General features: G+C 31.3%; 18 protein-coding genes. 10 read left to right on the plus strand and 8 right to left on the minus strand.

Features of this window, described 5'->3' with window-relative positions; all coding sequences use genetic code 11:
- Window positions 1-9: 9 nt before the first annotated feature.
- Window positions 10-831 (plus strand): FkbM family methyltransferase, encoded by an 822-nt coding sequence (locus IU405_RS04250; protein WP_197437369.1) that lies wholly within the window; start codon window positions 10-12, stop codon window positions 829-831.
- A 48-nt stretch (window positions 832-879) separates the two neighbouring features.
- Here the strand turns inward: IU405_RS04250 and IU405_RS04255 are convergent, their stop codons facing one another.
- The 3 genes from IU405_RS04255 to IU405_RS04265 all read right to left on the minus strand — a co-directional run bounded on the left by IU405_RS04255 (window position 880) and on the right by IU405_RS04265 (window position 2,909).
- Window positions 880-1,488: a thioredoxin family protein gene (locus IU405_RS04255; protein WP_197437370.1), complete on the minus strand. Its 609-nt coding sequence runs from the start codon at window positions 1,486-1,488 to the stop codon at window positions 880-882.
- A 6-nt stretch (window positions 1,489-1,494) separates the two neighbouring features.
- Window positions 1,495-2,016 (minus strand): TlpA disulfide reductase family protein, encoded by a 522-nt coding sequence (locus IU405_RS04260; protein WP_197437371.1) that lies wholly within the window; start codon window positions 2,014-2,016, stop codon window positions 1,495-1,497.
- Window positions 2,017-2,126: 110 nt separating this feature from the next.
- Complete coding sequence (locus IU405_RS04265; protein WP_197437372.1) at window positions 2,127-2,909, minus strand: S1/P1 nuclease; 783 nt, start codon at window positions 2,907-2,909, stop codon at window positions 2,127-2,129.
- A gap of 138 nt (window positions 2,910-3,047) precedes the next feature.
- On the opposite strand from IU405_RS04265, the gene IU405_RS04270 reads away from it, so the two are divergent.
- The 5 genes from IU405_RS04270 (at window position 3,048) to IU405_RS04290 (ending at window position 5,776) form a co-directional block, all read left to right on the plus strand.
- Window positions 3,048-3,908: an SPFH domain-containing protein gene (locus tag IU405_RS04270; protein ID WP_197437373.1), complete on the plus strand. Its 861-nt coding sequence runs from the start codon at window positions 3,048-3,050 to the stop codon at window positions 3,906-3,908.
- Window positions 3,909-4,025: 117 nt separating this feature from the next.
- On the plus strand, window positions 4,026-4,184 hold the full coding sequence (locus IU405_RS04275) for a DUF4177 domain-containing protein (RefSeq protein ID WP_197437374.1): 159 nt from the start codon (window positions 4,026-4,028) through the stop codon (window positions 4,182-4,184).
- 2 nt (window positions 4,185-4,186) lie between these two features.
- Entirely contained in the window at window positions 4,187-4,681 is a 495-nt protein-coding gene (locus tag IU405_RS04280) for a hypothetical protein (protein WP_197437375.1), read from the plus strand.
- Window positions 4,681-5,589 (plus strand): alpha/beta hydrolase family protein, encoded by a 909-nt coding sequence (locus IU405_RS04285; protein WP_197437376.1) that lies wholly within the window; start codon window positions 4,681-4,683, stop codon window positions 5,587-5,589. Before IU405_RS04280 ends, IU405_RS04285 begins: the two co-directional genes overlap by 1 nt.
- A 19-nt stretch (window positions 5,590-5,608) precedes the next feature.
- Window positions 5,609-5,776 carry an Arc family DNA-binding protein gene (locus IU405_RS04290; protein WP_197437377.1) on the plus strand — a complete coding sequence of 56 codons (168 nt, stop codon included), beginning with the start codon at window positions 5,609-5,611 and terminating at the stop codon, window positions 5,774-5,776.
- Between the two features lie 32 nt (window positions 5,777-5,808).
- Here the strand turns inward: IU405_RS04290 and IU405_RS04295 are convergent, their stop codons facing one another.
- The 5 genes from IU405_RS04295 to IU405_RS04315 all read right to left on the minus strand — a co-directional run bounded on the left by IU405_RS04295 (window position 5,809) and on the right by IU405_RS04315 (window position 10,425).
- Window positions 5,809-6,606: a M48 family metallopeptidase gene (locus tag IU405_RS04295; protein ID WP_197437378.1), complete on the minus strand. Its 798-nt coding sequence runs from the start codon at window positions 6,604-6,606 to the stop codon at window positions 5,809-5,811.
- The gene (locus IU405_RS04300; RefSeq protein WP_197437379.1) at window positions 6,606-7,040 is read right to left on the minus strand and encodes a DUF4870 domain-containing protein; all 435 of its coding nucleotides are present in this window, start codon (window positions 7,038-7,040) and stop codon (window positions 6,606-6,608) included. The genes IU405_RS04295 and IU405_RS04300 overlap by 1 nt, the downstream gene beginning before the upstream one ends.
- The gene (locus IU405_RS04305; RefSeq protein WP_231749537.1) at window positions 7,037-7,453 is read right to left on the minus strand and encodes a DUF2752 domain-containing protein; all 417 of its coding nucleotides are present in this window, start codon (window positions 7,451-7,453) and stop codon (window positions 7,037-7,039) included. Before IU405_RS04305 ends, IU405_RS04300 begins: the two co-directional genes overlap by 4 nt.
- Window positions 7,453-7,791, minus strand: coding sequence for a TM2 domain-containing protein (locus tag IU405_RS04310; protein ID WP_197437380.1), 339 nt, complete (start codon window positions 7,789-7,791; stop codon window positions 7,453-7,455). The genes IU405_RS04305 and IU405_RS04310 overlap by 1 nt, the downstream gene beginning before the upstream one ends.
- A gap of 276 nt (window positions 7,792-8,067) precedes the next feature.
- On the minus strand, window positions 8,068-10,425 hold the full coding sequence (locus IU405_RS04315) for a transglycosylase domain-containing protein (protein ID WP_197437381.1): 2,358 nt from the start codon (window positions 10,423-10,425) through the stop codon (window positions 8,068-8,070).
- A 722-nt stretch (window positions 10,426-11,147) separates the two neighbouring features.
- Between IU405_RS04315 and IU405_RS04320 the strand changes: the two genes are divergently transcribed.
- The 4 genes from IU405_RS04320 (at window position 11,148) to IU405_RS04335 (ending at window position 14,174) form a co-directional block, all read left to right on the plus strand.
- Window positions 11,148-11,732, plus strand: a complete 585-nt coding sequence (locus IU405_RS04320) for a hypothetical protein (protein WP_197437382.1) — start codon at window positions 11,148-11,150, stop codon at window positions 11,730-11,732.
- A 299-nt stretch (window positions 11,733-12,031) separates the two neighbouring features.
- The gene (locus tag IU405_RS04325; protein ID WP_197437383.1) at window positions 12,032-12,922 is read left to right on the plus strand and encodes a hypothetical protein; all 891 of its coding nucleotides are present in this window, start codon (window positions 12,032-12,034) and stop codon (window positions 12,920-12,922) included.
- Window positions 12,923-13,125: 203 nt separating this feature from the next.
- Window positions 13,126-13,596, plus strand: coding sequence for a hypothetical protein (locus tag IU405_RS04330; RefSeq protein WP_197437384.1), 471 nt, complete (start codon window positions 13,126-13,128; stop codon window positions 13,594-13,596).
- A gap of 155 nt (window positions 13,597-13,751) precedes the next feature.
- On the plus strand, window positions 13,752-14,174 hold the full coding sequence (locus IU405_RS04335) for a hypothetical protein (RefSeq protein WP_197437385.1): 423 nt from the start codon (window positions 13,752-13,754) through the stop codon (window positions 14,172-14,174).
- The last annotated feature ends 25 nt before the right edge of the window (window positions 14,175-14,199 follow it).

Genomic DNA, 14,199 nt, shown 5'->3' on the forward strand with positions numbered 1-14,199 from the left:
AAAATTGATATGAAAGCAACTCTTAAATTAGCTATACAAGAAAAAGTTTTATTACAAATTTTTAAAAAAAACCATTCAATAACCTTTTTTGATATTGGGTCTTGTGAAGGTTTAAGTAGCATTCGATATTTAGAAATATTAACAAATGCAACAAGTTATGCTTTTGAACCTGTTCCTTCAAATTTTGAAAAAATACTTAAAAACAAAGATAAATTCCAAGCTACTAATTTGCATGCTTACTGTTTAGGATTATCTTCACAAAAAGGGACTGCTACTTTTTATCTTTCCTCAGGAAAACCACCTAACAAAGAGGTTCCTACGGATCAATCATCAGATTTTGGTAATAAAAGTTCATCTTTATACAAACCAGGAAAAACAAAGGAAATTCATCCTTGGCTTGAATTTAATGAAACCATCAGTATTGAAACAGAAACTTTAGAAAATTTTTGTAAAGACCATGAAATCAAGACAATAGATTTTATTCACATGGATGTTCAAGGTGCTGAATTAATCGTTTTAGAAGGAGCAGAAAATATAATTTCTAACATTAATTCGATTTGGCTTGAGGTTGAAAAAGTTCCATTGTATGAAAATCAGGCATTAAAACCACAAATTGAAACTTTTTTGCTCTCAAATAACTTTATTTGTGTGATTAATAAAGTGAATAATATTGCTGGAGATCAATTTTGGATTAAAAAGTCTTTTTTTGATTCTTTAGATAATAACACCAAACTTCAATTACAATTCATTTGTTATAAGAGTAATTTAAAATCTGCATTTTCAAGCTTTTTTGGACATATAAAACAAAAAATCAAAAAACTTAAAGCATAAAAAATCCCAATTTTCATTGGGATTTTTAGTCATAATTTTCTTCAAAAACTACAAAACCTTAATAGTACAACCAATCGCTTTTGTTTCGGTTTTTTCTATTTTTTTTCCAGCTAACAACGCATCAACTGCATTTTCAACATATTTTTCAGTAACTGCATCAGGATTTTTTGAGCTGTTATCAATAGCACCAATATATTCCACTTTCATTGATTTTTTTGAGACGATAAAAACGTGTGGAGTTTTAGAAGCTCCAAACTTTGGATATACTTTTTGACCTTCATCAAACAAATACGGAAATGTAAATCCTTTTTCTTTGGCTCGTACTTTCATATCTTCAAAACCATCGCCTTTTGATGCTTTTGGGTCATTTGGATTGATCGCAATTACAGGAAATCCTTTTGATTTGTATTTGGCATCCAACGCATTGATTCTGTCTTCATTTGCCACAGAATAAGGACACATATTGCACGTAAAAATGATGATAAATCCTTTTGCTTTTTTATAATCTGCTAATGAAACCATTTTGTCATCGATATTTTTAAGGGAAAAATCTTCTATGGTATCTCCAATTTTGTACCCATTTTCTGTACGTGTAGAAAATGCAGTGGTCATCAAAATTAGCATCGCTAAAATCAGGGTATTTTTAATTGTTTTCATAAATAATTAGTTTAAAAATTGTTTTAATTCGTTTTCAAGTGTTTCATAATCAAAAGTTTGTTCATAAAACTTTCTTTTATTTTTATGGTAAATCAATGTTGCTGGCAAGGCTCCACTCCAAGTTGCATCAATGGCTTTTATCCAAATATCTTCGTTAAAATCGTCTAACAAAACCACTTCTGATTGAATATTATTTTTATTGATAAATGGAATTAATTTTGTTGAAACTTGTTTTGGAAAATCCAAACTGACCAACAAAACTTCCACATTTTTACTTTTATATTCGGCTCCTATTTTTTCAAAATAAGGCAACTCTTTTACACAAGGAGCACACCAAGTAGCCCAAAAATTCACCACGTATATTTTGTCATCCTGCTTTTCTAACAAAGGTTTTAATTGCTGATAATTCAAACTTTTAACGGTAGCAATTTTTGCGATTTCCTTGGTTAAAGTCTCTTTCGGAATCTCTTTTTTGCATGAAAAAAGAAATGCGGCTATGAGTGTAAATGAAATGAATTTTTGTATCATGAAATAAATGTAGTTTTTTTAAAAATAGCGAAAAAATAATTAACTGATTCTTAACAAAAAACCTCATAAGCAGTAACTTATGAGGTTTGTAAATTCTTTCAACTCGTGATTTATCCAAAAATATCATTCAACACTTTTGCCAAACGGACACCGCCTTTTTGCAATTGTGTTCTCACTGTTTCTAAATACAAATAAGAATATCTGTAGCTCAATTTATCCCCTGATTTCACAGATCCATAAACGTCATTCGTAATTTTATGAACTTCATTTACCCAATCAACCACAGACCCTTTTTGCAAAGATTCTATTTGCCCTTTTGATAATTGATCCGCATTTTCTGCCAATTCCAAGTAACTCATGTTAAAATCTTCAATGATTTTTGTATCCCAAACTGAATGTAAGTTAGTGCCTTGTCCAAACCATTGTACTTGAACATCATTGCCTCCTTTGTCCTCTTTTCTACCAATATGCATTGGTTGATGCAAATCACCAATCAAATGAATTAGCATTTTTAGATGAAAAACTTTGTCTTCTTCTGAACTTTGTTCGTTTTTCAACACTTTTATACAGGTATCAATTCCTACAACCAAATCACCTTCAGGATTTTTTTCTGATGCTTCATAGGATTCTTCCAAACCCATATTTACATAATGCCACACTGAATAACTATTGTATTTTCTGTCGGATTTTATTTCATCAGCATAGGTTGACACAAAAGCCAAACTTTTACCTTTCAGTAGTTTATCAATATTTTTTTTTGCTTTTTTTGTCAAATGATTCTCTGCAATTTTTCCAGTAACTCTATGTCCGTTTTGACCCCAAAAAAAAGCTTCTTCATGAGTTGATTTTGTCAATAAGAAAAAGGGAATGAGTAAAATAAGTTTTAAATTCATGGATATTTGATTTCTTAAATTTTGGCTAAATTACAGAAATAATTGAAGAAATATTTGAAAATATAAAAAATTATGCTTTATATTTGTGATATCATTTTAATATCATAATAAATTATACAAATCAATAAACTAAAACTCATGAAAGCAGAAAAAATTATCAAACCAGCAAATGGTTACCTCATGTTATTTGTAACGTTACTCATCTTTACAGGAAGTATTGTTCTTGCCATTCAACAAAGCAATCCACTGTATTTAATTATTACAGCCATTAGTTTTATTGGCTTTTTTGGATTTATTTTGGTAAATCCCAATACCTCACAAGTCATTTTATTATTCGGAAAATACGTGGGAACCATAAAAGATAATGGTTTGTATTGGGCAAATCCATTTTTTACCAAAAAGAAAATTTCTTTACGAGCAAGCAACTTTGATAGTGAACGTTTGAAAGTAAATGACAAATTGGGGAATCCAATTATGATTTCAACCATTTTGGTTTGGAGAGTTACTGATACCTACAAAGCTGCTTTTGATGTGGACAATTATGAGAATTTTGTACGAGTTCAAACAGATGCTGCTGTGCGAAAATTAGCAAGTATGTATCCTTATGACAATTTTGCAGATGAAGGTCATGATGAAGATATTACGTTGCGTTCGAGCGTAAATGAAGTTTCTGAAGCACTAGAAAAAGAGATTGAAGAACGTTTGGCAATTGCAGGAATTGAAGTTTTGGAAGCGAGGATTGGATATTTAGCCTATGCACAAGAAATTGCAAGTGCCATGTTGAAAAGACAACAAGCTACTGCAATTGTTGCAGCACGTCACAAAATTGTAGAAGGTGCTGTGAGTATGGTTGAAATGGCATTGACAGAATTGAGCAAAAAAAATATTGTGGATTTGGACGATGAACGAAAAGCAGCCATGGTTAGCAATTTAATGGTGATTTTATGTGGTGATAAAGAAGCTACACCTGTTGTAAATGCTGGGACTTTGAATCACTAGAAGTTAGATTTTAGAAGTTAAAAGTTAGAAGTTAGAGATTAGAGGTTAGATGTAGAAAATATAATTATAAAACTACTGAAACAATAGAAACATTTAAACAATAAAAAACAAAAATTCATGAAAGAATACAAAGTAATTACTTGGAAAATGGGCATGACAAAAAACGAAATTCGTTTAGAAGAAACCCTAAATCTTTATGCAAGAGAAGGTTGGGTTGTAACTCACATTTCTGAACACTCTACAAGAATTGTTTTTGAAAGAGACAAAAATCGATAATCATGAAAGTGTTTAAAGAAGAACAACGTTTTACGCAACTTTGGTTGATCATCATTATTATTTTCAGTTCCTTAGTTCCTATTGGAGTGATGATTAATGAATATCAAAATGACAAAAATTCGTTTTCTTTGGAAATGGTTTTGCTGATTAGTTTAGTGATTTTATTGCCATTAGGAATTATTTTTCTATTCAAACTTTCAACGAGAATTGACGAACAAGGCATCCACTATCAATTTTTTCCTTTCCACTTTTCTTTCAAAAAAATTGGTTGGAATGAAATCTCAAAAGCCTATGTGAGAACCTATGATCCTATTGGAGATTATGGTGGTTGGGGTTTGAAAGGTGGAAAATTATTCAGCAAAAAGGGAAAAGCCATCAATGTTTCTGGAGATATTGGCATTCAATTAGAACTCAAAAATGGGAAAAAATTATTAATCGGAACTCAAAAAGAATCCGAAGCAAAAAGTGTGTTAGAAACCTATCAAAATAAAATGTGATGATTAAAGTGATACTTTATACTGCCATAACCGTTTTCACTGCAATTAGTGCATTTGCACAAATCAAAACGGAAGAAATCAACTTCAACAATGGGGTGATTCAATTGCCTGGAACATTGACTTATACTTCCGAAAAAAGTCCGTTGATAATTTGGGTTCACGGTTCTGGTGGTGTGGATAGAAATGGAAGTCCTGCAAATTATATACAGCAATTTCGGAAAGCTGTCAATCAAGAAAATATTGCATTTTTCAGCTATGATAAACGAACTGCAAATCCAAAAAATGCCGCTTTTTTGAATGATATTTTGATAGAAGATTTTGTGAGCGATGTAGAAGTGGTCATTTCACATTTTAAAAATGATGCACGTTTTAGCAGCATTATTTTAATAGGTCACAGTCAAGGATCTTTATTGGCTATGATGGCATCAAAAAATGTAGATGCATACATTTCTTTGGCGGGTGCTGGAGAAACAATTGACAAAATAATCATCAGACAAATCACCAATCAAAATGCTTCCTTGGGAGAAATTACAGCTCAACATTTCAAAGAATTGAAAGAAACTGGGAGTATCAAAGAAGTAAATCCAAATCTAATCTCACTATTTGCTCCTCAAAATCAAGCGTTTTTTAGTTCTTGGGTGGCATTGAATCCAATTGATGAAATCAAAAAAGTAAGGATTCCCACATTGATTATTCAGGGTGATAAAGACATTCAAGTATTGATTTCCGATGCTGAAAACTTATCAAAAGCAGCCCCAGATGCACAATTTGTGATTATTAAAAACATGAATCATGTGTTGAAAACTATTGAAAAAGACGAAGACAATTTAAAATCATACATGACAGATAGTTTTCCAATTTCGGAAGTATTGATCAAAGAAATTACAAACTTTATACTAAAAAAATAGTAACTAATTATTCGCTAAAATGTCTAAAAAGAAAGCATTTGCACTACGTATTAATGAAGACATGCTCAATGCTATTGAAAAATGGGCTGCAGATGAATTTCGTTCTACAAACGGACAAATAGAATGGATGCTGCAACAATCTTTAAAAGATGCCAAAAGAGACCCTAAAAAAAACCAAGAAGCGTAAATTTATTATTAATGTTAGGAATATTATTTTTTTTAAAAAGTAAGCTTCTCTTTCATACTTTCCCAAGTTTTTTCTGAAAGAATGGATTTGAAATCAGTTGATTTGTCTTTGCTATATTCAAGAATATATTCCGCTCTTTCTTTAGAATCAGGATGTGTACTTATCCATGAAACTATGGATGGTAATTGACTATCAGCCAATGACAATCTGTATAAAAAATCTGCAAAAGGCGCTGGATTTACATTGGCATTTGTTAAATAATCAACAGCTTTAATATCTGCTTCTTTCTCTAAACTTCTATCAAAAGCTGATGATGAAAGTGTTTTCGCTGCTTGTTTTACAATCTCTCCTCCTGCACTACCTGTAGTTATGGAAATCAGTACTGAAAAACCGATTTCTTTCACCAATTTTTTCATGACATGTTGCATTTGAATGTGTGCCATTTCATGCCCAATGACTCCCACCAATTCATCTTGATGTTCAGCATCTGAAATCAATCCAGTGTAAATAACCAAATGACCATTAGGAAGTGCAAATGCATTCACTTCATCAGAATTCAACAAATGAACTTTGAAAAATTCTTTATCAAAATCATTGGCTTCACTAATTTTTGAAACAATACTGTCTATTGATTTTACAAGAATAGGATTTGTATTTTCTGTTTCAGAAGCTTTGAAAGTTTCCCACAACAGGTCTCCTAGTTTTTCTTCGGTTTTATCTGTAATTTGTTGCACTTTAAACAAAGAAACCCAATTGACTTGTTGCAGCGCAAACAAAGCCCCAAAAAATAGTAAAACTGTGATTAGTAACTGAGTAAGAGTTTTTTCCATCATCTTGGTTTGCAAATTAAATTTGTTAACGGGCCATACAACCACCATTCTACATGAATTCCTTTGCGCGCTTTAATTGCGGTGTAAATAGTGGCAATAAACTCAGTGAAATTAAAAATAAAGGCAGTAATCATATACCCAAAATAATTATTTGTCAACGTTTCATCGCCAAAAATAATTCCAATGGTCCACCAAAAAGCCACACTATTGATAAATAACATGGATACTTGCGATACCAAAGCTTGTGTACAATGCCAACGCACAAAATAGGTTGATTTTCTATTTCCTACATAAAAAATGAGAGTAGCCAATAAATTTATAATCGGAAAAGGCAGTCCTGCAATAATGGCAATTAATGACATTAAGTAACTGTTAGAAGCTTTTTCTGATTCGTGATCACCAGGTTCGTAACTAAATTGTTTGATATGTATCATAAGCCTTTTGCAATGTTCCAAATCCAGTTTAAAAGCACAAGCACAATTAAAGGAATGGCAATTTTAGGTTTTATTAGTAATTTTTCTGCTTTTTGATAAAATTGAAAAAGGGTTCTTTTTTTTCTGACAACATCCAAAACAATCCAAATTGGAGCAATAATCATAATTGCTGCAATAATTACACTGAATGGATTGGTATAGATTGCTTCCAAAAAATGCCCTTTTGATAAAGAAATTACCCCTCTTGTTGTGCCACATGAAGGACAAGGAACATGGGTAACTTCTTTAAACAAACAGACTGTAAAATTATTGGAATCAGTAAAATTTTCCGAAATATTGAAAAACAACCAAGCATAACCAACACAACATGCTGTAGCAATCAACACATACAACTTGTTGCTGGTCAATGCCATTATCCTAATATTCGTTGGATTTTTTCCATATTTTTTTCTCTTGTTGCCGATTGAATCATGAACCAATCAATAATTGCCCAAATTCCCAAACCACCACAAGTTAATAATTTACCAACTCCAAGGCCAGTATCACCAATCATAAATCGGTCAATTCCCAATTGTCCTGCAAAGATTGAAACGATTAAAATTGTTGAAGGATCATTAAACTGAGTTACTGACAACATTGGCCATTTTGAATCATCAGCAGCAATCAAACTATTTCTGATAGCATTTACATGATGACTTTCAAAATACTTTCCATTTGACATGATAAACATATCTACTTTTTGTGCTTCCATTATTGATTTGTTTTATTAGTTTTTTTTGATTGTCAATAATACAAATTCTATTTGAAAAATATAAATAGTTTTTACCAGTTTTTTGAATTAATTGAAAAAAAGAATTTGATGTGTATCATTATTTTAATCAATAGTCAAAAAGATTTTTTTGCCACGAATTCACCAATTTTATAAAATTCAATAGAATAATTGTTTTCATCTTTAATGAAAATTCGAATTTATTGGATTCATAGTTATAAAAAATTCGTGAATTCGTGGCAAATTTATGATACTACATCACTCAATAATCTTGTTGATATTTAAAGTATCTAATTGCTGAATGCTATCTAACAATCTGAGTTTTTCAGCTTCTAATATGGAATCTCTAACTAGCAATGACCTTACATAAGTACTGTCATTTTTAAAGGTTGCTGTTGATTCTTCCGAAGAAAATTCACTAAATGGCGGACAAGGAAAATACTTAAAATCATAGGTAAAATTGGTCAACATTGGATTTCTCCAACTACTCATTCCTTTGAAAATACTTGCCACCATTGGCAATGCTGTACTTGCGCCCGAACCAAAACGTGTAGTGCTAAATTGCACTCTTTTATCCAAAGTACCTACCCAAGCTCCTACTACAATTTCTGGTGAACATCCTATAAACCAACCATCACCATTGTTTTGAGTGGTGCCTGTTTTTCCAATGATATTATAAGGAATTTGGTAATTCTGAATACTGGCTCCTGTGCCATTTGTCATCGCAAATTCCATCATTTTTTGTAAGTTTTTAACGCTGTTATAACTCGCAACTCTTCCATTATATTTGGGTGCTGCTTTAAACAACACAACGCCATTTTGGTCTTCAATTCTTTCAATAATATAAGGTGTCACTTGATTTCCGCCATTGGAAATAGTGGCATAAGCTTTTACCATTTCAAACAAACTGATATCTGCTGTGCCCAACACAATGGAAGGAAATTTAGGAATCTTTGATTCAATTCCCATTTTTCGAGCTTGTTCAATCACTCTGTTTACACCCGTTTTTATCTGAATTGCCACAGAAGCTGTGTTTACCGAATTTGCCAACGCTCCATACATGCTGTAACTTCCTCCATAAGTTCCATTGGCATTTCTGGGTTTCCAACCATCATATCTTTTGTAAGTCAACAATTGATTGTCAAAAAATTCGCAAGGTTCAATTCCTGCTTCCAAACCTGCTAAATAGGTAATTGGTTTGAAGGTAGAACCCACTTGCTTTTTATTTTGAATTTGATCATATTGAGAAAAACCATAATCAATGCCGCCCAAATAGCCTAAAATACTGCCATTTCTGCTATTCATCACTAAAATTCCCGTGTGCAATCTGTTGATTGAACTGATGATAGAATCTTGAAGCGATTGCATTTTATTTTGATACCCCTCTCCTATTTCCCAGTATTTTCTCAATCCTTTTTTACTCACAAAATCCTTGATTTCTTGCTCACTTTTGTTGGCTGCTTTGAGTGCTTTCACCTCAGGATGATTGTTGACCAATTTCTCTATAAAAGCCTCTTTTCCTCCTTGAGTGGTGGCACTTGTCCAATACAAATCCATCAATTTTTGAAGTCTATCCATGTTTCTTTTCATGGCATTTTCAGCATATTTTTGAACAGATGGATTGATGGTGGTGTAAATCTTTAAACCATCCAATTCCAAATCATAAATATGCCCTTCTTTTGTTGGATTTTGTTCAGCCCAAGCATTGAATTCTTTCTTCACAAATTCCTTATAATAATTGGCAATAGACGAAATTTTGGGAGGTGCAACATATTTTAGTTTCAATGGTTTTTTTGCTTTTTCAGCCTCTTCCTCAGTCAAATACCCATATTTTACCATTTGACTCAGCACCACATTTCTTCTGTTTTCCGATCTTTCTGGTTGCGTTCTTGGATTGTAAAAAGAAGGCGCTTTCAATACGCCCACCAACGTAGCACACTCCGCAAGAGATAATTTTTTAGGAGTTCTATTAAAAAATCGTTGAGCCGCTTTTTCAATGCCGTATAAATTTTCGCCAAAAGAAACCGTATTGAAATACAACAACAACAATTCGTTTTTGGTGTACACACTTTCCAATCTTCTGGCAATAATCACTTCTCTCATTTTATTGATGAGCGTGGAAAAAGCATATTGTTTTTTTCTACCAAAAATATTTTTGGCAATTTGTTGTGTAACAGTACTTCCACCACCTTTTCCTTGTTGCAACAATAACGATTTGATAATAACCCGTGCATAACTCCTATAATCAATGCCTTTGTGCTCATAAAAACGCACATCTTCTGTGGCAACTAGTGCATCAACCAAATAGGTATTCAATTCTGTGCTGTCAATATTGGACCTGTTTTGCAAAAAATAGGTTGCCAAAACCGTTTTTTGACTACTATACAGGGTGGAAGTAATTGGATTTTTTAGATTTCGCAATTCAGCTTGTTTCGGAATTTTTCCAAAAACACCCAAATAGGTGAGCAAAAAAACAAATAGTACAAATGCACAAATGGAAGAAAATCCGTAAAATGCTGATTTAAAAGGATGTTTGATGATAAATTGTAGGGTTTTCTTACAAAATTCTTGTAATTTTTTAGCTTGTATAGTCAAAAAAGGTAGTAATTGCTGCATTCAATTTCACTGTTAAAAATTAAATAATCGTTCTTCTAACAGCAATCGAAGATATGAAATTATTGAATGTTACCAATAAATTTATACTGTTGAGAAAATTAAGTAATTCCTTGAATTTCAGAGACTACTGACTCTGAAAATTCCTATTACCTAATACGAAACTTCCAATTTCATTTCTTTTACGAATGATTCTCTAATAGAAATACCATTCCGAAGTATTTTTATAACGTTCCGTCACATTATTGATACGTTCCGCCACATTGTTGACACGTTCCGCTACATTGTTGATACGTTCCGCTAGCGGAACGCACCATTACGATGACGGAACGTACCATTACGATGACGGAACGTACCATTACGATGGCGGAACGTATCATTACGATGACGGAACGTACCATTACGATGGCGGAACGTATCAATAATGTGACGGAACGTACCATTAAGATGGCGGAACGTATCATTACGATGGCGGAATGTATCATTACGACAATAACAAGAAGTATTAAGATGATGACAAGAGGCATCAATTAGGTGCAAAATATAAATCATTAAAAAATATCATTTTATTTTACTCCGTTAACCAACTTTTTATGATTGTTTTTATATATTGTGATGGAATATGTGGGCTACTATTTTTTGTAAAAAGTTACATAAAGTTGCGCATATAAACTAGTTGGGTTTAATTATGAAATTCGATAAAATAAGAAAGAAAAAAAAATAGAATGAACTTACAATACTATTCATATAAAGAAGATAAAGTTTATGAATATAATTCTAATATAGTTTCAAAAATATTGGAGAAAAAAAATAGTTTTGACTTTACATCAAAATTTGAATTATCTATCGTTAAAGAAACTACTTCTCTACATATTTATAGAATTGAAAATAATTACCATTTAAGTTTAATCGAGTTTAATGAAAAATCGCAAGAAAGAACTGGAATTAAAATTGAAAATTTAGGAATAGTCAATAATTTCATAGATAATTACATAAATGAATTAGATTTTAAAGTAACTAAAAATTCTATTGAAAAATATAGCATTGTAAAAGATAAAGAAGATAAAGAGAAATTCAAAAAGTGGAAAATTGAATATGAAAAAAAGAGAGAAAAAGAAAAATTTGACTTTTTAAAACCTATTTTATTAACATTAGGAATTATTTTTATTTTTGGAATTTCTTTTTACTATTGGAATTCAGAGGAGTATAAATTTATTTTTAGTAAAAATGATTTTGTAAAAGCAGAAATAATTGATATAAAGATGGTTCATATTGGAAAAGGTTATTATTACAAAAAAATTAATATTTGAATATGAATTTGAAAACAAAAAATTTAAAAGTGAAAAAACAGTTGGAAAAAGAGTTGGAAGAAAACAAATTGGAGATTTTCTAAAATTAAAAATATCTACAGAAAATCCTGAAAGAAATAAAGTAGTAGGTTATTATAATAACTAAACCCAACACTGTGTATAAAAAATTGCTACTTTTAGCTTTACCAAAGTTTGTTGCTCTTTTGCCAACTTCAGAATTTCCGTTGGAAATTCCTCGTTGTCAAAACCGCAACTTTCTTTATACAAAAACGTTATGGGCAACCTAAAAACAGACAGTAATGGCGACAGACGGAGTAAAAATAATTGACGGAGACACTGCCCACGACACTTACTGGGGAATTATGGATTTGTATGATAGTGGTGCGGATTTTGACTCCATAAACAAAGAATTTCCTCTTATTCAAACTGACTATTTTGACGAATTCGACAACGAAATTTATGTTACTTCTTGTGCATTGGCAATTTGGGAAATTGGACAAATGACAGATGACAAATTAGTTTTTGTAAAGTCAATTATCGACAAAGGTGTTTGTGTTAAAGAATGGGCAGAACTAAATGAAAAGGAAGGTAAAGCAAGACAAAAAGAACTTGATAAATTTTGGAAAAAAATAAGTCAATCCAATACTAAAATAAGGGCAAGAAAAAAGTATAGAAAAATAACTAACTTTTATTTCCAACCAAACGACTTATTAACTTTTCAACTTAAAGACGGAAATTATAGGGCAGTGATTTGTTCAACAATTACCCAATATAGAGGTCAATGCAATTATATTTTGGTTCCCACAACTTACAATTCAAACAAAAAACCGACAGTTGAGGATTTAAAAGACAAAGAAATATTAGGCAGACAAATAGGTAGCGGATATGACCAACAAATAACAAGAGAAATGCAACCAGGAATCGAAAGAATTTGGAATTTATCAGGAGGCAACTGTAATTTCTTTTTTGGAGTAATTCAGCACGCTGTAGACCATAAAGACTTCGTTAAGTTCAAGGACAAATTTGAAAAAGTTGGTACTTTAAAAATAGTAGAAGGACTAAAAAAAATGGGGTCATTTGGTTATGAAGTAAACTTCGAAAGGTTTGAGAGTATTTTTGGTGATTTAGAAAATCAAATAAAAATATTTCAACAAAAAAAGTATCCCGTTAAAATATTATGCGAATTATGACAGAAGAAAAGGCAGCCCATAACACCGTATATAATTTATTGCTAGTTCTGGCTTGCTTACGAAAATCCTCACGGATTTTCTATTCGGTTTGTATTTGCTAAATTAGGTGCTTAAAACACGCAACAAATCATATACAACAACGTTGTAGCACATTTGACGCAACCATTTGTATATTTATGTATCTTACTAAAAAACATCTTATTATGAAAAAACTATTTTTACTTATTTTTAGCTCATTATTTTTCAATGTAGCCATAGCTCAAACTAATGCTATAAAAATCACTAACATCAATACTAACAAAGAAAAAATCATTAAAGAGAATAAAAGAATAAAGCTAAAAACATTTGATGGTCGAAAAATTAAAGGCCGATTTAAGATTGAAAATAATAGTACAATTATTATTGATAATGTCCGAATAAATTTGTCTGATATTGATGCATTAAAACGGAATCCCCTTTTGACTTCCATTTTTACTTCTGGATTTCTTATTTATGGTGGAGCTATAACAGCTGGATTTGGTGTTTTAATTGGTGTATTAGTTGATTCAACAGCTTTTTGGCTGACTATTCCAGCAGCTGGAATGATTTATACTGGAATAAAATCACCAAATTTTAATAAAAATCATAAAACAGATAAAGGATGGAAATTTGAAATCATAACAATATCTGATTAAAACGTGCTACAACACCGTATAAAATTAATTGCTAGTTCTAGCCTACTTACGAAAATCCGCAAGGATTTTCTATCTGTGATTTATTTGCTAACTTTAGTACTTGAACCACGCAACTAATCTTATACAATCACGTTGTAGCACATTAAAAATGACCTATGAAACAGATATTAACTAATGTAGTTTTAATTATTTCAGTACTTGGACTTCTTGTCTCTTGTGACCGACCAGATTGCAATAATACAAATCTGATTTTTGAAAACAACTTACCAGATTCAAAGATATATAAGGACGAATTAGTCAAGCGACTAAATTATATTGACCAAGCAAAACTGACTTATTGGCTTCAAAAGTATGACGAGCAAAATGGAAAAGAATCCTTATACTTTCATATCCAAGGTGATGGATTATGTGCTATTCTTCATTTAACCATTAATAATTGGAATAAATTAGAAAATGTTAGAAAAAGAAAAGGAGTTGGTCGTCGAGGAGCAGAATTTACAAATTTGAAATTTAAAATTGTTAAAGATTCAATATCAACTGAATTTATATATAAAACATTTGATAGAATAATAGACTAAAAACGTGCTACAACAATGTATATAA

The sequence above is a fragment of the Polaribacter sp. BAL334 genome (assembly GCF_015767435.1).
GTDB lineage: Bacteria > Bacteroidota > Bacteroidia > Flavobacteriales > Flavobacteriaceae > Polaribacter.